Below are 19,994 nucleotides of genomic sequence, written 5' to 3'. Positions count from 1 at the left end.
CCAACTTCGTCGTGCGACGACACCCGAAACCGCCGCCCCGGCCGCAGGCCGCCCGGGCGCGGCCAGGCAAGGAACGCGATGCTCGGACTACTGCTGGCCATCCCCTTCGTGCTCGCACTCGTGGTGGGCATGCTGCCCGACCGCCAGCGCCGCCCGGCCGCCTGGCTGGCGGGCCTGGCCCCCGTCGCCGGCCTCGTGCTGCTGGCGCTGATGACCCCCGACGTGATGTCGGGCGAGGGCGTGCGCAGCCTGCTGCCGTGGATCCCGGCCATGGGCCTGGACCTGTCGCTGCGGCTGGACGGCCTGGCCTGGATGTTCGCCGGCCTGGTGCTGGGCATCGGCGCGCTGATCGTGCTCTACGCCAGCTATTACCTGGACGCGAACGACAGCATGCCGCGCTTCCTGGCCTTCCTGCTGCTGTTCATGGGCGCGATGCTGGGCATGGTGATCGCCGGCAACCTGGTGCTGCTGGCGGTGTTCTGGGAACTGACCTCGATCAGCTCCTTCCTGCTGATCGGTTTCTGGAACCACCGCCAGGACGCCCGCGACGGCGCCCGCATGGCCCTTGCCATCACCGGCGCCGGCGGGCTGGCGCTGCTGGGCGGCGTGATCCTGCTGGGCCGCATCACCGGCAGCTACGAACTGGACGTGGTGCTGGCGTCGGGACCGCAGATCCTGGCCAGCCCGCTGTATCCGTATGCGCTGGTGCTGGTGCTGCTGGCGGTGTTCACCAAGAGCGCGCAGTTCCCTTTCCAGTTCTGGCTGCCGCATGCGATGGCGGCGCCGACGCCGGTGTCGGCCTACCTGCATTCGGCGACGATGGTGAAGGCCGGCGTGTTCCTGCTGGCGCGGCTGCACCCGGCGCTGGCGGGAAGCGACCTGTTTTTCTACCTGGTCAGCGGCGTCGGCGCGATCACCCTGCTGGTGGGCGCCTGGCACGCGATCTTCCAGCATGACCTCAAGGGCCTGCTGGCCTATTCGACCATTTCGCACCTGGGCCTGATCACGCTGCTGTTCGGCCTGTCCACCCCGATGGCGGTGGTGGCGGGCCTGTTCCACATCCTCAACCACGCCACCTTCAAGGCTTCGCTGTTCATGGCCGCCGGCATCATCGACCACGAAACCGGCACCCGCGACATGCGCCGGCTGGGCGGCCTGCTGCGCGTGCTGCCCTACACCGGCATCCTGGCGATCATCGCCTCGCTGGCGATGGCGGGCGTGCCGCTGCTCAACGGCTTCCTGTCCAAGGAAATGTTCTTCACCGAAGCGCTGGAAGTCCGCGGCCACATGTTCATGCGCTGGGGCATCGCCGGCGCCGCAGTGCTGGCCGGTGCCTTCGGCGTGGCCTACAGCCTGCGTTTCGTGCACGACACCTTCTTCGGCGACGGGCCGGTGCGCATCGACCGCACCCCGCACGAGCCGCCGCGCTTCATGCGCATCCCGGTCGAGATCCTGGTGATCCTGTGCCTGGCCGTGGGCATCGCGCCGGCGCTGACCATCGCGCCGGTGCTGCAGGCCGCGGCCCAGGGCGTGCTGGGCGACAACGTGCCCTATTACAGCCTGTCCATCTGGCACGGCTTCAATACGCCGTTCATGATGAGCCTGGCGGGCCTGGCCGCCGGCATCGCGCTTTATTTCGGCATCCGCCGGCTGATCGACCTCTACGGCGTCAGCTACGACTCGCGCGGGCGGCGGCTTTACGAATGGAAGGTCGCCGAGGCCGTGCGCCTGGCCGGCAAGCTCACCGCACGCCTGGAAAACGGCAGCCTGCAGCGCTACCTGGTGCTGATGGTCCTGTCGGCGCTGGCGCTGGGCATCGTGCCCTTCCTATCGTCCGATCTCGTCTTCAGCGGCCGGTCCCAGCCGATGCCGCCGCTGGCCTGGCTGGTCTGGGGCATCGGCATGGTGGCCACCGTGGCCACCGTCGTGCTGCACCGTCGCCGCCTGCTGGCGCTGGTGGTGATGGGCGCGGTCGGCCTGGCGGTCAGCCTGGCTTTCGTGCTGCTGTCGGCGCCCGACCTGGCGCTGACCCAGCTGCTGGTGGAAATGGTGACGATCGCGCTGATGCTGCTTTCCCTGAACTACCTGCCGGCCGAGTCCGCGCCCGAACCCTCGCGACTGCGCCGCTGGCGCGACGCCGTCATCGCGCTGGCGGCCGGCGGCGGCGTCGCGGCGCTGGCCTACGCCATCATCACCCGGCCGCTGGACACCGTGGCCTCGCAGATCCTGGCCCTGTCCCTGCCCGAAGGCGGCGGCAGCAACGTGGTGAACGTGATCCTGGTGGATTTCCGCGGCTTCGACACCCTGGGCGAGATCGCCGTGTTCGGCATCGCCGGCCTGGTGGTGCACGCCATGCTGCGGCGGGCGCGCATGCTGCCCGAGCGCCGTGTCGAGGGCTCGCCCGACCCGCTGGTGATTCCCAACACGGTGGCGCGCCTGCTGCTGCCGCTGGCGCTGGCGGTGTCGCTGTACCTGTTCCTGCGCGGCCACAACCTGCCCGGCGGTGGCTTCATCGCCGGCCTGGTGCTGGCGGTGCCGGTGCTGCTGCAGTACGTGCTGTCGGGCAATGAGTACATGGAACAGCGCCTGGGCTTCGACTACCCGCGCGTCATCGGCCTGGGCCTGCTGCTGGCGCTGCTTACCGGCGTCGGCAGCTGGGTGCTCGGTTACCCGTACATGACCAGCCACACCGACTACGTGGCCGTGCCGCTGCTGGGCAAGCTGCCCATGGCCAGCGCCTTGGTCTTCGACATCGGCGTGTACCTGGTGGTGGCCGCCGGCAGCCTGCTGATGCTGGGCATGATGGCCGCGGTGCGGCCGCCGCTGCACGGGGGGGCACGCTGATGGAACTGGCGCTCTCGATCTTCATCGGCACCCTGGTCGCCAGCGGCGTCTACCTGCTGCTGCGCGCGCGCAGCTTCGACATCATCCTCGGGCTTACGCTGCTTTCCTACGCGGTGAACCTGCTGATCTTCAGCATGGGCCGGCTGGCGGTGGCCAAGCCGCCGATCCTGGACAAGGCCCTGGACCCGACGCTGGCCAACCATTCCGACCCGCTGCCGCAGGCGCTGGTGCTGACCGCCATCGTGATCGCCTTCGCCATGACCGCGGTGCTGCTGGTCACGGCCGTGCGAAGCCGCTCCGACAGCCGCAGCGACCACGTCGACGGCAGTGAACCGCGCCGGGAGGACCGCCCGTGATGGCACACCTGCCCATCCTGCCGGTCCTGCTGCCGCTGCTGGCCGCGATCGTGCTGCTGCTGGTGCCGACGCGGCGCATCGCCGTGCACCGTTTCATCGGCCTGCTGTCCTGCGCCGGACTGGTGGCCGTGGCGGCGACGCTGGCGCTGCAGGCCGACGACGGCGGCACCCGCGTCTACCTGGTCGGCAACTGGGCGGCGGAGCTGGGCATCGCGCTGGCCGCCGACCGCCTCTCGGCGATCATGCTGCTGGCCACCAGCCTGCTGGCCCTGCCCTGCCTTTGGTTCGCCACCGGCGGCTGGGACCGGCGCGCCCTCCATTTCCACGTGCTGTTCCAGTTCCAGCTGATGGGCCTCAACGGTGCCTTCCTCACCGCCGACCTGTTCAACCTGTTCGTGTTCTTCGAAGTGCTGCTGATCGCCTCCTACGGCCTGCTGCTCAGCGGCGCCCGCGGTGCACGGGTTCGCAGCGGCCTGCAGTACGTGGCCTTCAACATCACCGCGTCGACGCTGTACCTGTTCGCGGTGGGCTACATCTATGGCCTCACCGGCGCACTGAACATGGCCGAAGTGGCCGTGCGCGTGGCGGCCATGCCGGCCGCCGAGGCAGCGCCACTGAAGGCGGCCGCGGGACTTCTGCTGGTGGTGTTCTGCGCCAAGGCGGCGCTGCTGCCGCTGTATTTCTGGCTGCCGGAAACCTATGCGCGCAGCCCGGCCGCGGTGGCCGCGCTGTTCGCGGTGATGACCAAGCTGGGCGTTTATACGGTGCTGCGCGTGTTCACCCTGGTGTTCGGCGCCGACGCCGGTGAACTGGCCAACCTGGCCTGGCCCTGGTTGCTGCCGCTGGGCACGGCCACCCTGGTGCTGGCGACGCTGGGCGCGCTGGCGGCGCCGTCGATCCGCCTGTTGGCGGCCTACCTGGTGCTGGGCTCGGCGGCGACGCTGTTCATCGCCCTGGGCCTGGCCAGCGCCGAAGCGCTGGGCGCGGGCCTGTATTACCTGCTGCACAGCACGCTGGTGGGTGGCGCGATGTTCCTGTTGGCCGACCTGATCCGGCGCAACCGGGACAACGCCGGCGACAGCCTGCGCAAGCTCGACCACATGAAACACCGCACCCTGCTCGGCCTGATGTTCTTCGTCGCCGCCGTGTCGGTTGCCGGCCTGCCGCCGCTGTCGGGTTTCGTCGGCAAGTTCAGCCTGCTCGCGGCGGTGCCCGACGCCCAGGCCGGCTGGATCTGGCCGGTCATCCTGGGCACCAGCCTGATGGTGCTGGTGGCCCTGGCCAGCGCGGCCAGCCAGCTGTTCTGGCGCGAAGGCGGCGAGCCCGCGCCGCCGGGCGCGATCCCGCGGCTGCGGGTCCAGGAAGTTGGCGCCACGCTCGTGCTGCTGGCCATGGGCGTGCTGCTGAGCCTGTTCGGTGGCCCGGTGCTGCGTTACACGCAGGACGCCGGCGCCCAGCTGGTGGCCCCGGCCGCCTACATCGACGCCGTGCGCGGCGCCCTGCCCAAGCCGGGGGTGGCACCATGAAGCGCTGGCTGCCCGCGCCGCTGCTGAGCGTGGCCGTATTCGTGGTCTGGCTGCTGCTGGTGGCCACCACCGACCTGGCGCACGTGCTTCTCGCGGCGGTGCTGGCGGTGTTCCTGCCGCTGGTGGCCCAGCGCCTGCGCGAGGACACCGCGCATATGCGCCGGCCGGGCGTCGCCGCGCGGCTGGTGGTGGTGGTGCTGTGGGACATCGTGCTGTCGAACATCGAAGTGGCGCGGCGCATCCTGGGCCGCGAATCGAAGATGCGCCCGGGATTCGTCTGGATTCCGCTCGACATCACCAACCGGCACGGCATCTCGGCGCTGGCCGGCATCATCACCATGACGCCGGGCACGGTCTCGTCGGAACTTTCGCCTGACCAGCGGCACCTGCTGGTGCACTTCCTGCACCTCGAGGACGCCGACGCGGCCATCGCCCAGATCAAGACGCGCTACGAAGCGCCGCTGCGGGAGGTGTTCCCATGATCCAGACCAGCCTGAACATCGCCATGGGCGCCTTTGCGCTGGCGATGGTGCTCAACCTTTACCGCCTGCTGCGCGGCCCCGGCATCCCCGACCGCATCCTGGCGCTGGACACGCTGTACGTGAACACCATCGCGCTGCTGGTGCTGGCCGGCCTGCGCGACACCAGCACGATCTACTTCGAGGCCGCGGTGGTCATCGCGATGCTGGGCTTCGTGGGCACGATCGTGCTGTCGAAATTCGTCATCCGCGGGGACATCGTCGAATGAACTTCGCCCTCGAACTCCTGGTCTGCTTCCTGCTGCTGGCCGGCAGTGCCTTCGCCCTGGTCGCCAGCTGGGGCCTGGCCAAGCTGGGCGACATCTTCAAGCGCCTGCACGGCCCGACCAAAGCCAGCACCCTGGGCGTGGGCGGCGTGCTGCTGGGGGCGATGCTGTGGCAGGCGATGCAGGGCACGCCCAGCCTGCGCGAGTTGCTGATCACGCTGTTCCTGTTCATGACTGCGCCCGTCAGCGCCTACCTGGTCGCCCGCGCCGCCCTGGCCAGCGACGCCTCGCTGCGGCCCGGCCCGCCGCCGGGCCAGGACGGGGACGCCTGAGCGTGCGCCGGCTCGCCCTGCCGGCCGGCCCGCTGCTCGCGGTTTCGCTTTATTTTTTCGCCAGTTCGCAGGGCAGCCCGCACGCGTTGGCCGCGACGCTGGGCATGACCGGCTGGTGCGCGCTGTGGTGGGTGCTCGAACCGGTGCGGGCACCGGTCACCGCCCTGCTGCCGCTGGCGCTGTTCCCGGTGTTGGGCGTGCTTGACGCCAGGCAGGTCGCACAGAGTTATGGCCACGAACTGATCCTGCTGCTGGGCGGCGGTTTCATGCTTTCGCGCGCGCTTGAACGCTGCGGCGCCCACCGCCGGCTGGCGCTGGGCATGGTGCGCGCCTTCGGCGGCAGCAGCGGGCGCAGCCTGCTGTTCGGCTTCATCGCCGCGTGCGGCGCGCTGAGCATGTGGATCTCCAACACCGCCACCACCCTGGTGATGCTGCCGGTGGCGCTGGCGATCCTGCAGGTTTACCCGGACAAGCGCCTGCAGGCGCCGCTGATCCTGGCGATCGCCTATTCGGCCAGCATCGGCGGCCTGGGCACGCCGATCGGGTCGCCGCCGAACCTGGTGTTCATGCAGGTGTATTCGGAAACCACCGGCACGCGTTATGGCTTCCTGGACTGGATGAGCATCGGCATCCCGGTGGTCGTGCTGCTGCTGCCGATGGTGGGCTGGTGGCTGGGCCGGGGCCTGGCGGGCACGCCGGCGGCGCAGCTGCCGGCGGCCGGCCTGTGGACGCCGGGCGAGCGCCGCGTGGTGATGGTGTTCGCGCTGACCGCCCTGGCCTGGGTGACGCGCACCGAACCTTTCGGTGGCTGGAGCACCTGGCTGCTGATGCCCGGTGCCAACGACGCCGCGGTGGCGCTGCTGGCGGTGGTGCTGATGTGCGTGATCCCCGACGGCAAGGGCAGCCGGCTGCTGGACTGGGAAACGGCGGAGTCGATTCCCTGGGGCGCGTTGGTGCTGTTCGGCGGCGGCATCGCGCTGGCCACGGCCTTCCAGTCGTCGGGCCTGAGCGGCGCGCTGGCGGGGCACCTGGCCGGCCTGGGCGACCTGCCGCTGCCCCTGCTGCTGGTGGCCATCGTGGTGGCGGTGCTGCTGATGTCGGAGATCGCCAGCAACACGGCGACGGCGGTGCTGATGATGCCGATCCTGGCCGCCACCGGCGTGGCCATCGGCGTCGACCCGGCCCTGCTGATGTTCCCGGCGGTGCTGGCCGCCAGCGGCGCGTTCATGCTGCCCGTCGCCACGGCACCGAACGCGATCGCCTACGGCAGCGGCCTGGTCAGCGCCCAGCGCATGTTCCGCGAAGGCGCGATGCTGAACGTGCTGGGCGCATTGGTCATCTGCACCGTCTGCTGGTTCGCCTTCTCCTGAAGCCCTTGTGGGAGAGCCTTCGGTCCCTCTGCCCTTGGCCTGCGGCCAAGCAAAGCGTCGTCTCCGCTTGTTTCGCGGGTGGAGGCAGCGTGCAGTCGCCCTGGCCGCGACCGTGAACGCATTGCAGGGGGCTTCTCGTCGACATCCATGTCTCCGAGAGTCGGCCAGGGCGACTGCACGCTACCTCCTGGAATGAACATCGGGGCCGACAGGAGATCAAGAGCGCAACGCGCGCTTGCGCCGCAAGCGCTGGGCATCGCCCCGATTTGCCGGGAAGCCGCTTTCCCATCGGCCACGACGTGGCGTTGAGGAGGTGTCGCGCCTTCGCCCCGGCCGACCATCGGAGACATGGATGTCGACGATGAGACTACATGGACGTACTTGCGGCGTGTCGGTCGGGGCGAAGGCGCGGCGCCTCCACTCGCGAACCATGCGGCGGCGACGCTTTGCTTGGCCAGAGGCCAAGGGCCAAGGGCAGGGGGATGAAGCCCCTCCCACAAGATCATAGTCGGCGCCTATCGCCGGCATGGGAAAAATCGAATGGATTGCCGGGCGCCCTGCCCCCAGTATCGGAGGCGAGTCCAAGGAGCACGCCATGGCCAAGACCCTGTCATTCGCCGCCGTTCATTTCACCGTCGCCTTCGGCGTCGGGTACGCGCTGACCGGCAGCGTGGTGGTGGGTGGCGTGCTGGCGCTGGTTGAACCGGCCTGCAACACGGTCGCCTTCCACTTCCATGAAAAGGTCTGGAAGCGAATTGAGGCCCGCCGCGCAAAGGCGGCGTTCAGCGCACCCCTGAGAATCTAGCCACGTATCCCGCCGCCTCGCACCGGGGCAGGAGCGCCGCGTCGGGATCGGCGCCCCGGCGAACAGTTCGCCGGGGCGTTTCTTTATTGCCTTGGCCGACGTAGTGGCGCGAAGACGGGGCGCAGCTCACGCAAGCCGGCATTGCGATGTTCCAGCCGACGTTCGTGGCAAACCTTGTCCAGCGCCTTGGGCGGCACCGCAAAGTTGTCACACGCATGAATCGGACTACGCCCGGAGATGTAGGCGCGCACGCCTTTCAACCATTCGCGCTGGAAGGCGAGGACTGGCCCGAGGTCCTCAATCTCATGCGGAAGGCACATGCGATGCCAAACCTCCGAAGTGCCGGGCTCAGCAAGGATCAGTACATAGGTCCCCAGCTGCAGGCGCCTGGCACAGTTGCTGGCGTTTTCGTTGAGGATCACCGGAAGCTCAAGGCCTTCGCCCTTTAACCGCTCGATTTCGCGGAAGCCATAGCGCGTCGCACCAAAGCCTTGTGGCGCTTCCACAGTGGGCGTTTCATGGGGTGCATACCAATGTTCAGCCGGCAGCGCCCGAAGGTAGGCGAACTCAATGCGAACCAGTGCCACCCGATCGGCCTTGTCGATTCGCTTCTCAAGCGTGTCCCAATAGCCGTCCGGTCCGCACGAGCACGCTTCGGCTGGCAAGGCCAGCATCAGCAACAGGCTCGACAGGATGCCCCGAATCCAGCCCATGCCTATTTCTTCTTCGGGATGTACAGGTCGGTGATGCTGCCGTCCTGGATTTCGGCGGCCATGCCCACCGACTCGCTGAGCGTCGGGTGCGGGTGGATGGTGTGGCCGATGTCGGCGGCTTCGCAGCCCATTTCGATGGCCAGGGCGACTTCGGTGATCAGGTCGCCGGCGTGCACGCCGACGATGCCGCCGCCGATGATGCGGTCGGTGGCTTCGTCGAAGATGAGCTTGGTGAAACCTTCCGTGCGGCCGATGCCCACCGCGCGGCCCGAGGCGGCCCACGGGAACTTGGCCACGCCGACCTTCAGCCCCTTGGCCTTGGCTTCGGTTTCGGTGACGCCTACCCAGGCGATTTCCGGATCGGTGTAGGCCACCGACGGGATCACCCGCGCCACCCACTCCTTCTTCTCGCCGAAGGCGACTTCGGCCGCCAGCTTGCCTTCGTGCGTCGCCTTGTGGGCCAGCATGGGCTGGCCGACGATGTCGCCGATGGCGAAGATGTGCGGCACGTTCGTGCGCATCTGGCGATCGACCGGAATGAAGCCCCGGTCGGTGACTTCGACGCCGGCCTGGTCGGCCGCGATCTTGCCGCCGTTGGGCGCGCGGCCCACGGACACCAGGGCGCGGTCGAACTTGCTGCGCTCGGGCTTGGATCCGCCTTCGAAGCTGGCGTGCAGGCCGTCCTTCTTCGCGGCGACCTCGGTGACCTTGCAGCCCAGGTGCACGGCGACGCCGCGCTTCTTGAGCAGATCGGCCAGCGGCTTGACCAGGTCCTTGTCGGCACCCGGCATCAGCTGGTCCATGAATTCGACCACGGTGACTTCGCTGCCCAGCGCGCTGTACACGCAGGCCATTTCCAGGCCGATGATGCCGCCTCCGACCACCAGCAGGTGCCCGGGAACGTCGGCCAGTTCCAGCGCGTCGGTGGAGTCCATGACGCGCTTGTCGTCCCAGGGGAAGGCCGGCAGCTTCACCGGCTGCGAACCGGCGGCGATGATGCACTGCTCGAAGCGCACGAGCTTCTTGCCGTCCTTGCCTTCGACTTCCAGTTCGTTGGCGGAGATGAACCTGCCGGTGCCGGTGAGCGTGCGCACCTTGCGCTGCTTCGCCATGCCGGCCAGGCCCTTGACCATCTGGCCGACGACCTTTTCCTTGTGGCCGCGCAGCTTGTCGAGGTCGATCTTCGGTTCGCCGAAGCTGATGCCAAAATCGGCGGCGTGCCGGGCTTCGACCAGCACCTCGGCGGCGTGCAGCAGGGCCTTGGAGGGGATGCAGCCGACGTTGAGGCAGACGCCGCCGAGCGCGTCGTAACGTTCGACCAGGACGGTATCCATGCCCAGGTCGGCCGCACGGAAGGCGGCGGTGTAGCCGCCGGGGCCGGCGCCCAGCACGAGCATGCGGCACTCGACGTCGGGCTTGCGGCCGGAGGCGCCAGCGGCCTGGGCCGCCGGCGCGCCGGTGTCCTTCTTTTCGACGCCGGCATGCGCGTCGGGCGTCGACTCTTTGACCGTCTTCTCCGACTTGCCCGCCCCGTCCGCCTTGCCGGCGGTTTTCCCGTCGTCGCTGGATTCACCTTCCGCAGGCTCGGCGATCGCCAACACGTCGCCGGCCGACACCGTGTCGCCCACCTTCACCTTCAGTTCCTTGATGACGCCGGCGTCGCTGGCCGGCACTTCCATCGTGGCCTTGTCGGATTCGAGCGTGACCAGGCCCTGGTCCTTGGCCACGGTGTCGCCGGGCTGCACCAGCAGCTCGATCACCGGTACGTCCTTGTCGTCGCCGATGTCCGGCACCTTCAGTTCAATGGTCTTGGCCATGGTATTTCCTTGGGGTTCCAGGCGCCTCAAACGCGGCGCTTTTTCCAGGTGGTCTGGTAGAGGTCGTGGCGGCGGTCGCGCAGGTTCTGCACGGTGCCGGAGGCGCGGGCCTGCATCAGGTCGTCCAGGCGCAGGTCGGCGAAGGCCACCTGCTCGGCGTTGGGCGTGGTGTCGGCGGCGATGCCTTCGGGCGCGAACGGGAAATCGCAGGGCGTGATGATGCAGCTTTGTGCGTACTGGATGTCGAAGTTGTTCACGCCCGGCAGGTTGCCGACGTTGCCCGAGGTGACCACGTAGACCTGGTTCTCGATCGCGCGCGCCTGGCAGCAGTAGCGCACGCGCAGGTGGCCCTGGCGCACGTCGGTGCAGTAGGGCACGAACAGGATCATCGCGCCCTGGTCGACCAGGTGGCGCGCCAGCTCCGGGAATTCGGAGTCGTAGCAGATCATCACGCCGATCGGGCCGCAGTCGGTGGGGATCGCCTCGGCGGCGTCGCCGCCGGCGATCTTCCACCAGTGCACTTCGTTGGGCGTCGGGTGGATCTTCTCGCGTTCGTGGATCGAACCGTCGCGCAGGGCCACGTAGCAGATGTTGTGGATGTCGCCATCGTCCATCTGGGTCGGGTGCGAGCCGCCGATGATGTTGATGTTGTACGACACGGCCAGCTTGTTCATCAGGTCGCGGTACTGGTTGGTGTACTTGGTCAGCGTGCGGATGGAATCGGACGGCGACAGCGGCTTGTTTTCGATCGATAGCAGCTGCAGCGTGATCAGCTCCGGGAACACCACGAAATCGCTGCGGTAGTCGGCGGCGATGTCGACGAAGTATTCGATCTGGGTGGCGAATTCCTCGAACGTCTTGATGCGCCGCTGCTGGTACTGCACGGTCGCCACGCGCACCGCCAACGGCAGGTCGCCGCTGAGCTGGGCCTTGCGGATTTCCGGATGGTCGGAAAAGCTGGGATTGCGCCAGACCAGGTGGGCGGCGTAACCCAGTGACTCATGGTCGGACGGCAGGTAATCAGGCAGCACGCCGATCACTTCGAACTGGTTGCTCAACTGGAACGACAGCGCCATGTCGCGCGCCCTGCCCTCCTCGACCGCGTCCACGTAGGCCTGGGCACTGCCGAACTGCTTGAATCGTTTGGCCAGGCCCGGCAGCCGGCCGCCGAACACGATGCCCTTGAGGTCGAGCTGCAGGCACAGGCGCTTGCGGCGGTCGTACAGGCGCCGGCCGATGCGCAGGCCGCGGCGCGCCGGGTCCACGCACACTTCCATGCCGTAGAGCCAGTCGCCGGCGACGTCGTGGCGCGAGGCATAGCCGCCGCCGGTGATCTCGCGCCAACCGTGCGGCGCCAGCGCCACGGCTTCGGCGATGCAGAACGTGGCGCAATAGCCCACCACTTCGCCGTCGTACTCGGCGACGAACTGGCCGCCGGGGAACTGGGTGAGCTGGCCGCCGACCATTTCGGGCGTGTAGGCCATGTGCTCGCCGTAGGTGCGCGCCGAGAGCGCGATGATCCCGGGGATGTCGGCACGGGTGGCAAGCCGTACGAAAAGTTTGGAACGGCTGTCGTCGTCGCTGCGGGACATCACTTCAATCCTTGTTTGCGGAGCAGGGTGTGCAACAGGAGCCTGGCGTCAGATGTCATTCTTCGGGCGCGGGCTTGGCGGGTGCTTCGGCGATTTCTCGCTTGACGTCCTCGGTGGCGTCGTTGTCGCCGGACCGGACCGGCGGCGGTGCCTGCTTCTCCTCCGGAGCCGGCCGGCCCAGCGCTGTCCAGGCATCCTTGTCGCGCAGGCCGAAGGCGCTGCGGATATGCAGGTCGCGCTGCGGGAAGGGGATCTCGAGTCCGTGCCTGGCCAGCGCGGTTTCCAGCTCCCAGTTATAGGCAGCCTTCACCGCCGACGGGCGCTTGGTGGCTTCGGCGGTCAGCCAGACCACCAGGTCGAAGTTCAGGCTGGAGTCGCCGAATTCGGTCAACCACACCTGGGGCCGGCGCGGGCCTTCCTGCGCCAGGGTGAAGGGAACGGCGGCGGCGGCTTCCAGCGCCGCGGTCTTCACCGTTTCCTTGTCGCTGCCGTAGGCCACGCCGAAGGGAATGCGCAGGCGGCGCGAGACGTCGTTGTGGGTCCAGTTCACCACCCGGCCGCTGACGAACTCGGAGTTGGGCACCAGGATTTCGATGTTGTCGTTGGTGGTGATGCGGGTGGCGCGGATGTTGATGTCGCTGACCTCGCCGTGCACGCCCGATTCGAGTTCGACGAAGTCGCCGACCTTCAGGCTGCGGTCGAACAGCAGGATGATGCCGGAGATGAAGTTGTTGAAGATCGCCTGCAGGCCGAAGCCCAGGCCGACGCCGATCGCGCCGGCGAACACCGCGAAGCGGCTGGCCGGCAGGCCGATGAGCTCCAGCGCCAACAGGAAGGCGATGAACAGCAGCAGGTAGTGCACCATGCGGCCGACGGTGTAGATGGCGGCGCGACGATCGCGCGTACCCTTGCGGTCGGACAGCCGCGCGAGGCCGCGGCGAAACACCAGCGACACCAGCCAGGCGACGACGAAGACGCTTACCGCGCCCGTCAGCCCGGCCGGGGTGAGGCTGACGCCGCCCAGTTCGACCAGGACCTGGTTCCACCAGCCTTCGCCGGCCGCAGCCGCTTCGCCGGCGTTGCGGGTCGCTTGTGCGGCCGGCGCGCTCATGAATCGGTCACAGCAGCAGCCGGCGCAGGTCGCCCAGCACCTGCGCCAGGTAGCTGGTGAAACGCGCGGCGGCGGCGCCGTCGATCACCCGGTGGTCGTAGCTCAGGCTCAGCGGCAGCATCAGCCGCGGCGCGAAGTCCTTGCCGTTCCAGACCGGCTTCATCGCGCTGCGCGACACGCCCAGGATGGCCACTTCGGGCGCGTTGATGATCGGCGTGAAGGCCGTGCCGCCGATGCCGCCCAGCGAACTGATCGAAAAACAGCCGCCCTGCATGTCCGCCGACGAAAGCTTCTTGTCCCGGGCCTTGGCGCTGATCTCGCCCAGCTCACGGGCCAGTTCCAGCAGGCCCTTGCGGTCGGCGTCGCGGATCACCGGCACCACCAGGCCATCGGGCGTGTCCACGGCGATGCCGATGTTGAAGTACTGCTTGAGCACCAGTTCGTCGCCGTCGAGCGAGGCGTTGAAGGCCGGGAATTTCTTCAGGCCCGCCACCGCCGCCTTGATGAGGAAGACCAGCGGCGTGACCTTGGTGTCCTTGTTCTCTTCGCCCAGGCGCTTGCGGAAGGCCTCCATCTCGGTGATGTCGGCGTCTTCGAACTGGGTGACGTGCGGGATCATCGCCCAGTTGCGGGCCAGGTTGGCGCCGCTGAGCTTCTGGATGCGCGACAGCGGCTTGCGCTCGATGTCGCCGAACTTGCCGAAATCGACCTTGGGCCAGGGAATCAGGTCCAGGCCGCCGCCACCGCCACCGGCGCGCGCGCCGCCGCCGGCCATCACCGACTTCACATGGGCCTGCACGTCTTCCTTGCTGATGCGGCCGCCACGGGCGCTGCCGCTGACCTGGTCGAGGTCGACGCCCAGTTCGCGGGCGAACAGGCGCACCGCCGGACTGGCGTGCGGCACCTTGCCGGGCATCAGGGCCTCGGCGTCGAAGGTGACCGGCGGGGAATTCGGGTTACCGGCATTCATGGCCGGCGTCGAGGGCTGGGCCGGCGCGGACTTGGGCTCGGGCTTTGACGCCGGCCTGGCTTCCGGCTCGGCGTCTGCCTTGGCCTCGGGCTTGGCCTCGGGCTTTTCCGCAGGCTTTGCTTCGGCTTTCGCCGCCGGCTTGTCCCCGGCGTCCGCGGCGGGCTCGATCAGCGCCACCACCGAGCCCTCGGACAGCTCGTCGCCGACCTTCACCTTCACCTCGCGCACGACGCCGTCGAAGGGCGCCGGCACTTCCATCGTCGCCTTGTCCGATTCAAGCGTGACCAGGCCCTGGTCCTTGCTGACGGTGTCGCCCGGCTTGACGAGCACTTCGATCACCGGCACGTCCTTGTCGTCGCCGATATCCGGCACCCGCGCTTCCTTGAGCTCGGCCATGGTCCACCTGGGGTTTTCGAACGGAGGGTTTTCCATTGTCCCCCGGTTGGCCGCAAAAAAAACCCCCCGGGGGATGCCTGGGGGGCGTGGGCAGCGCTAACGCCTTGGAACGCGCGTGCTGTTCGCGTCCGGACGGGACCATTCCGGCCCTTGCGCCAAGGGACTGCTTCAGATCTTCCCTTGCGACGATCCACAGGTTCGCCCGGACATCTTGGCGGCACCTGTGCCATTTGGGACATCCGGACGGGCCAGGAGTTCCGCCGGCGTTCATCGGGGGTTGGTTTCACGGCGTCTTGGCGCCGGGCTCACCGCGGATTGATCGCCGCCGGGGCAGCCTCTGCGCACCGGTCGCCGGCCGGCCCCTCTGAACGCCAGGAGATCCCCCATGCAACGTCTCGTGCTGACCAGCTTCGCCCTCGCCGCCGCGCTCGTCGCTTCCGGCGCCAACGCCCAGGCCTTCAGCCTGACGCTGGGCTACCAGAACACCGACCCCAAGTCCGACAACGACCAGCTGGCCGGTGCCGACGCCACCGTGAACGACGACTGGAGCCTGACCGGCAGCGCCGCCTACGCCTTCAACGACAGCTGGTCGGTGGAACTGTGGTCGGGCCTGGCCCGGTTCGAACACGAGGTGTCGCTGGCGGGCCTGGGCACCGTGGCCAGCGTCGAACACCGCCCGACCACGCTCAGCGTGAATTACCACTTCGCCCCGGACAGTCCCGTGCGCCCGTTCATCGGCCTGGGCTACGGCTGGGTGAATGTTTCCGGGGAACGCACCCTGGGCGCGCTTTCCGGCCTGGGCATCGACGGCTCCAATGCCAACGGCATCGCCTTCGGCGCCGGCCTGGACTGGTTCGTCAACGATCGATTCTTCCTGCGTGCCGACGTGCGCCGCCTGTCCTTCGAAACCGACGTGACGGTGGAAACCCTGGGCAACGTCGGCACCGCCGAAGTCGACCCGATCGTCTACGGCATCAGCGCCGGCCTGCGCTTCTGACGCATCGCGCGGGCGGGGCGCCCCCGCGCCCCGCCCCCGCGGACACCCCCGCCCTAGTTCGTCTTGGCCGCCTGGCGTTCGGCGCGACGCGCCTTGTGGAAGGCGCGCATCTCGTCGCGACTGAGCTCGCCGTCGCCGTTGCTGTCGATGGCCGCGAAGTTTTCGGCCAGCTTCGGCATCTTGTCGCCGAGCTCGGCGCGGCTGATGGCACCGTTGCCGTCGTCGTCCATGCCTTTCATCAGGCCGCGCATGTAGCCCATGCCGTGGCTGCCCCTGCGGCCGTGGTGGCGCATTTTCGCGTGCATGGCCGCCATTTCGTCGCGGCTGATCTCGCCGTCGGCATTGGCATCGACCCGATCGAAGTTGCTGGCCAGGCGCTCGCTCAGCCCCTGGGCCTCGACGCGGTCGAGCTGGCCGTCGCCGTCCTTGTCGGCCGCGGCGAAGCGGGCATCGGCCTTGGCGCGCCATTCGGCACGCGCAGCCTCGCGGTCGACGCCGGGCTTGGCCGGCGCGGACTGCTGCGCCATCACGAGGCCACTGGCCAGGGCCAGCGCGGTGAAAAGCAGGGTCTTGCGCATGTGTGTTCTCCGATTCGTGGCGGTGGATTCCGCCCATGTCCCTCCAGAACGCCCGCCGGCCCGGCGGGTTGACCCGGCGCCGGCGGCTGGCCCGGGTTCGTTCAGCTTGCCGGGGCCCTGGCCCTGCGGCATCGTGCGCTTTGACTGCCGGAGCTTCGCCATGCGCCCCATTGTCTTGTTGCTGTCGTTGACCACCCTGGCCCTGGCCGCGTGTTCCCCGGCCCCCGAACCCGCCGCCGAGGCGACCAGCGCCGCGCCGGCGCCGGTCGCGGAGCCCGTGCCGGTCCCCGAGGCCCCGCCGACGCCCGATGCGCCCCCCGGCCAGGGGCCACGAAGCTTCAGCTGCAGCGGCAACGAGCCCTTCTGGTCGCTGGAATTGGGCATGCAGGGCGGCGTGCTGACCGAACCCGGCAACGAAACCCTGCTGGTGGGCGAACTGGCGGCCACTGAAACCGGTGCCTGGACCTTCAAGGGGGCGCCGGAAGACGAACCCGGCGCCTTCACCGGCGCCGTGCTGTCGCCGGCGCAGTGTTTCGACACCATGGCCGATGGCCCGGCGATGCCCTTCAGCGCCGCGCTGCGCTTTGCCGACGGCCGCGAAGGCAGCGGCTGCTGCCGCGCGCTATACGGCCTGGACCTGGAAAACGCGCCGTCCTTCGACGCCGCCGGCAAGGCCGACGACGACTGGACCCGTGCCCTGCCCACCCTCGGCCCTGCCGTCCTGCGCTGCGCCTTCGACGGCGGCGTGGTCACCGAAGGCGCCAGCAAGGCCTGGCCGCTCAACCGCGGCAAGGCGGCGGTGCGCCTGGTCGATTCCGGCGGCGACCGCTTCGACTGCCTGGTCGACCTGGGCAGCGGCGACATCGAAACGGTGAAGCCGGTGCCGGCCACCGACGTCCTGCCCGGCGAGGACCAGCCGCGCTGGCTGCCCCCGGGCGAAAACCGCCCCGTGCTGACCTGCGGGCGGGTCGAGCGCATCGAAACCGACGGGGGCCTGGTCACGGGCTGGCTGCACTACACCGACGGCTGTCCGACCGGCGATTAGGCGGATTTCGCCCCGAGGGTGGCGTTTTCGCCACTGCCGGGCCAGACTCGCCAGCGCGACCCTGTGTGCACCCCGGCGCCCCCGCCCGGGACACGAGGAGACCGCCATGAAACGCCTGATGACCCTGGCCCTGCTGACCGCGATGCTGTCCGTCCCCCCCGTGGCTTCCGAAGCCGCGGTGCCGGTCGCCGACGAGTCGATCTTCGTCGAGGGCACCCGCTACAGCGCCGTCTTCGAGGCCCCCCAGCGCCGCTGGCGCCTTTTGCCGGCCGACAGCCGCGACCTGAAGCTGCGCGTCGCCGACAGCTGCGAACTGGGCAGCGCGCCCCCGCCCGGCCTGTGGCTGCTGACCCGCGACGACCAGGGCCAGCCGACCCTGGTGGCGCCGTCGGCGACCGCCCTGCCCGAAGGCCACCCCGGCCGCGTGCGGCTGCTTGACTGCGACCAGGCCGCCACCGGCCCGCTGCCGGCCCTGGCCGTGCCGCGGGTCCTGCTGGACTGGCTGTCGGAGCATTCGGGGTCGATCTATGTCGCCCGCTGACGGCCGCTTCACCCTGGGCCTGCTGGCCATGGATGGCGCCATGCCGTCGAGCTACACGGGCGTGATGGACCTGCTCAGGATCGCGCAGAAGCTGGCCCAGCTGCGCGACCCGGCCACGAAACTCAAGCTCGAATCGGTGCTGGTCGGTGCCCGCGGCCAGGCCACCATCACCCTTGATGGCGACCTGGTCATCGGCCCGGTGAACTCGCCCGACCGCGCGCTGGACCTGCTGCTGGTGCCCGGCTACATGCACGCCAGCGTGCACGACGCACTGGAACGGGTCCGCGGCTACGGCCCCGAGATCGAACTCCTGCGAGCCCTGTCGCTGCGCGGCGTGCCGCTGGCGGCCAACTGCTGCGGTAGCCTGCTGCTGGCCGAAGCCGGCCTGCTCGACGGCCACGAGGCGACCACCAGCTGGTGGCTCGACGGCGCCTTCCGCAGCCATTACCCGCGGGTGCGGCTGGACGTACAGCGCATGGTGGTCGAAGACGGCAGCATCGCCACCACCGGCGCCAGCACCGCGGTGATGGGCTACCTGCTGCAGGTGCTGGCGCGGGTGGCCGACCCGGCGCTGGCCCAGAACACCGCCCGCATGATGCTGCTCGACCCCGACCGCACCAGCCAGGCGCCCTACATCAGCCTGGCCCTTGCCGAACGCCCGCGGCACTCGCTGTCGGAGAAGGCCGAAGGCTTCCTGCAGCGCGAACTGCACCGCGAACTGACCATCGCCGAACTGGCCAGACACTGCGGCACCAGCGAGCGCAGCCTGCTGCGCCACTTCCGGCAGCACTACAACGCCAGCCCGCTCGCCCACCTGCAGCACCTGCGGGTAGAACGGGCCAAGGCGCTGCTGGAAACGACGCTGCTGAGCTTCGACGAAATCGTCGAGCGCTGCGGTTATTCGGACAGCTCGAGCTTCCGCAAGCTGTTCAAACGCGCCACTTCACTCACGCCCGCCGACTACCGGGAACGTTTCCGGCTGCGCCCGCACTGACGCCGGCCTGCGCCGCTTGAGCCCGAACAGCGGCCGCAGCACGCCGACCCGGCGCACGACTTCATGGCCGGCGGCGCAGGCCGCCAGCGTGCCCAGCACCACCAGCACCGCCTCGCGCCAGGCACCCAGCTCCAGCGGCACCAGCCAGTAGGCCAGCAGCACCGTGGCGCTTTGGTGGATCACGTACCAGGGATACACCGCCTCGCTGGCATAAGGCAGCCAGCGGAACGGGCGGTCCAGGGCGTGGCGGGCCCAGGCCAGGATGGCCAGCAGCACGGTCCAGACGACCAGGCCGCGCAGGCAGCGCATCAGCACCAGCGCCGCATCGTCCTGGGCGAAACCAAGTTTCAGGGACGGCACGTACACCACAAGCAGGCCCAGCGCGGCCCAGCCCAGCGGCCGGCGCAGCCGCGCCAGCTCGGCCCAGAAGCCGGCGTCACGGGCCAGCAGGAAGCCGTAGAGGAAGACGGTGAAGAATTGCGCGTGCTGGAACCAGTCGTCGACCAGCGCGTTGGTGGATTCGAAGTACGGCAGCAGGCTGTTCATGTAGGCCACCAGGGGCAGCGCCGGCACCACAACCAGGCGCCAGCCCCGCAGCCCGCACAGCGCCGCCTGCAGCCGCTGGCCCGGCCCCGAACGCAGCACGGGCAGCAGCGCGACCAGCACCAGGCTGTAAATCCACAGGTAGGCCAGGTACCACAGGTGGTTCCAGGTGATGCCGTACTCGGCGCCGTCGAAGCCCCCTTCCGGCCAGGGCCGGAACTCCCAATAGCGCAGCAGGAAAGCGCCGTAGCCCGGCGCAACGGTGCCGTTCACGACGCCCTGGCAGTAGGCCTGCACCGGCACGATGGCCAGCATGCCGAAAACCAGGGGCAGGAACAGCCGCCAGGTGCGCAGCAGGGCGAAGCGCCCCGGCGCCCGTTCGGGCTGGTACAGGCCGATGGCCAGGCCCGAGATCAGGAACAGCAGCGCCATGCGCCAGCGGTTCATCGCCAGCATCGGCCACTGCAGCCATTCCTGCAGGTAGGTGGACTTGATGTGCCAGCCCCACTCGGCCACGTAGAGCATGCCGCAGTGGTAGGCGATCAGGGACAGGATGGCGAGGACGCGCAGGGCGTCGAGGTCGTGGCGGCGCTGCATGGCGGGCTCCCGGGAAGGTACGCGCAGCCTCGCCGCGGGCCGGCCGGCCCGCCATCGCAGGGTGACCGGTGGCGGCCGCCCGGGGACCAATCGCGGAATCCCGGGACGAACCGGGGCACGAT

At 69.1% G+C, this 19,994-nt stretch carries 19 protein-coding genes; 12 read left to right on the top strand and 7 right to left on the bottom strand.

All coding sequences use genetic code 11. From position 1 onward, the window contains the following. The first annotated feature begins 78 nt into the window (after positions 1-78). The 8 genes from IEX13_RS11565 (at position 79) to IEX13_RS11530 (ending at position 7,978) form a co-directional block, all read left to right on the top strand. Positions 79-2,844 (top strand): monovalent cation/H+ antiporter subunit A, encoded by a 2,766-nt coding sequence (locus tag IEX13_RS11565; protein WP_188664364.1) that lies wholly within the window; start codon positions 79-81, stop codon positions 2,842-2,844. Beyond that, positions 2,844-3,200 carry a Na+/H+ antiporter subunit C gene (locus IEX13_RS11560; protein ID WP_188664362.1) on the top strand — a complete coding sequence of 119 codons (357 nt, stop codon included), beginning with the start codon at positions 2,844-2,846 and terminating at the stop codon, positions 3,198-3,200. Before IEX13_RS11565 ends, IEX13_RS11560 begins: the two co-directional genes overlap by 1 nt. Continuing rightward, positions 3,200-4,726, top strand: coding sequence for a monovalent cation/H+ antiporter subunit D (locus IEX13_RS11555; RefSeq protein WP_188664360.1), 1,527 nt, complete (start codon positions 3,200-3,202; stop codon positions 4,724-4,726). Before IEX13_RS11560 ends, IEX13_RS11555 begins: the two co-directional genes overlap by 1 nt. Continuing rightward, positions 4,723-5,208: a Na+/H+ antiporter subunit E gene (locus IEX13_RS11550; RefSeq protein WP_188664358.1), complete on the top strand. Its 486-nt coding sequence runs from the start codon at positions 4,723-4,725 to the stop codon at positions 5,206-5,208. Before IEX13_RS11555 ends, IEX13_RS11550 begins: the two co-directional genes overlap by 4 nt. Then, positions 5,205-5,474: a K+/H+ antiporter subunit F gene (locus tag IEX13_RS11545; protein ID WP_188664356.1), complete on the top strand. Its 270-nt coding sequence runs from the start codon at positions 5,205-5,207 to the stop codon at positions 5,472-5,474. The genes IEX13_RS11550 and IEX13_RS11545 overlap by 4 nt, the downstream gene beginning before the upstream one ends. Next, a complete protein-coding gene (locus IEX13_RS11540; protein ID WP_188664354.1) occupies positions 5,471-5,803 on the top strand; it encodes a Na+/H+ antiporter subunit G in 333 nt (110 codons plus the stop codon). Before IEX13_RS11545 ends, IEX13_RS11540 begins: the two co-directional genes overlap by 4 nt. 2 nt (positions 5,804-5,805) lie before the next feature. Next, positions 5,806-7,173, top strand: a complete 1,368-nt coding sequence (locus IEX13_RS11535) for an SLC13 family permease (RefSeq protein ID WP_188664352.1) — start codon at positions 5,806-5,808, stop codon at positions 7,171-7,173. A gap of 595 nt (positions 7,174-7,768) precedes the next feature. Continuing rightward, the gene (locus IEX13_RS11530; protein ID WP_188664350.1) at positions 7,769-7,978 is read left to right on the top strand and encodes a DUF2061 domain-containing protein; all 210 of its coding nucleotides are present in this window, start codon (positions 7,769-7,771) and stop codon (positions 7,976-7,978) included. Positions 7,979-8,061: 83 nt separating this feature from the next. On the opposite strand, the gene IEX13_RS11525 is transcribed toward IEX13_RS11530, so the two are convergent. Genes IEX13_RS11525 through aceF form a run of 5 tightly spaced genes read right to left on the bottom strand, consistent with a single transcriptional unit; the run spans position 8,062 to position 14,577 of the window. Beyond that, positions 8,062-8,691, bottom strand: coding sequence for a hypothetical protein (locus tag IEX13_RS11525; RefSeq protein ID WP_188664348.1), 630 nt, complete (start codon positions 8,689-8,691; stop codon positions 8,062-8,064). Positions 8,692-8,693: 2 nt separating this feature from the next. Beyond that, positions 8,694-10,508: a dihydrolipoyl dehydrogenase gene (gene lpdA / locus IEX13_RS11520; protein WP_188664346.1), complete on the bottom strand. Its 1,815-nt coding sequence runs from the start codon at positions 10,506-10,508 to the stop codon at positions 8,694-8,696. A gap of 26 nt (positions 10,509-10,534) precedes the next feature. Continuing rightward, on the bottom strand, positions 10,535-12,100 hold the full coding sequence (locus IEX13_RS11515) for a carbon-nitrogen hydrolase family protein (RefSeq protein WP_188664344.1): 1,566 nt from the start codon (positions 12,098-12,100) through the stop codon (positions 10,535-10,537). Between the two features lie 55 nt (positions 12,101-12,155). After that, positions 12,156-13,211, bottom strand: a complete 1,056-nt coding sequence (locus tag IEX13_RS11510; RefSeq protein ID WP_188664342.1) for a mechanosensitive ion channel family protein — start codon at positions 13,209-13,211, stop codon at positions 12,156-12,158. 7 nt (positions 13,212-13,218) lie between these two features. Next, on the bottom strand, positions 13,219-14,577 hold the full coding sequence (gene aceF / locus IEX13_RS11505) for a dihydrolipoyllysine-residue acetyltransferase (RefSeq protein WP_188665322.1): 1,359 nt from the start codon (positions 14,575-14,577) through the stop codon (positions 13,219-13,221). Positions 14,578-14,962: 385 nt separating this feature from the next. On the opposite strand from aceF, the gene IEX13_RS11500 reads away from it, so the two are divergent. Beyond that, complete coding sequence (locus IEX13_RS11500; RefSeq protein WP_188664340.1) at positions 14,963-15,574, top strand: OmpW/AlkL family protein; 612 nt, start codon at positions 14,963-14,965, stop codon at positions 15,572-15,574. 53 nt (positions 15,575-15,627) lie between these two features. Here the strand turns inward: IEX13_RS11500 and IEX13_RS11495 are convergent, their stop codons facing one another. Then, on the bottom strand, positions 15,628-16,152 hold the full coding sequence (locus tag IEX13_RS11495) for an EF-hand domain-containing protein (protein WP_188664338.1): 525 nt from the start codon (positions 16,150-16,152) through the stop codon (positions 15,628-15,630). 160 nt (positions 16,153-16,312) lie between these two features. Between IEX13_RS11495 and IEX13_RS11490 the strand changes: the two genes are divergently transcribed. The 3 genes from IEX13_RS11490 (at position 16,313) to IEX13_RS11480 (ending at position 18,732) form a co-directional block, all read left to right on the top strand. Further along, complete coding sequence (locus tag IEX13_RS11490; protein WP_188664336.1) at positions 16,313-17,197, top strand: hypothetical protein; 885 nt, start codon at positions 16,313-16,315, stop codon at positions 17,195-17,197. Positions 17,198-17,303: 106 nt separating this feature from the next. Continuing rightward, complete coding sequence (locus IEX13_RS11485) at positions 17,304-17,738, top strand: hypothetical protein (protein WP_188664334.1); 435 nt, start codon at positions 17,304-17,306, stop codon at positions 17,736-17,738. Then, positions 17,725-18,732, top strand: coding sequence for a GlxA family transcriptional regulator (locus IEX13_RS11480; RefSeq protein ID WP_188664332.1), 1,008 nt, complete (start codon positions 17,725-17,727; stop codon positions 18,730-18,732). Before IEX13_RS11485 ends, IEX13_RS11480 begins: the two co-directional genes overlap by 14 nt. Here the strand turns inward: IEX13_RS11480 and IEX13_RS11475 are convergent. Continuing rightward, positions 18,682-19,872 carry an acyltransferase family protein gene (locus IEX13_RS11475; protein WP_188664331.1) on the bottom strand — a complete coding sequence of 397 codons (1,191 nt, stop codon included), beginning with the start codon at positions 19,870-19,872 and terminating at the stop codon, positions 18,682-18,684. The genes IEX13_RS11480 and IEX13_RS11475 overlap by 51 nt on opposite strands. Positions 19,873-19,994: the final 122 nt, after the last annotated feature.

Source organism: Arenimonas soli, from assembly GCF_014643775.1.
Taxonomy (GTDB): domain Bacteria; phylum Pseudomonadota; class Gammaproteobacteria; order Xanthomonadales; family Xanthomonadaceae; genus Arenimonas; species Arenimonas soli.
The sequence above is the reverse complement of the archived record's forward strand: the minus strand, read 5'-3'. Positions and strand labels throughout refer to the sequence as shown.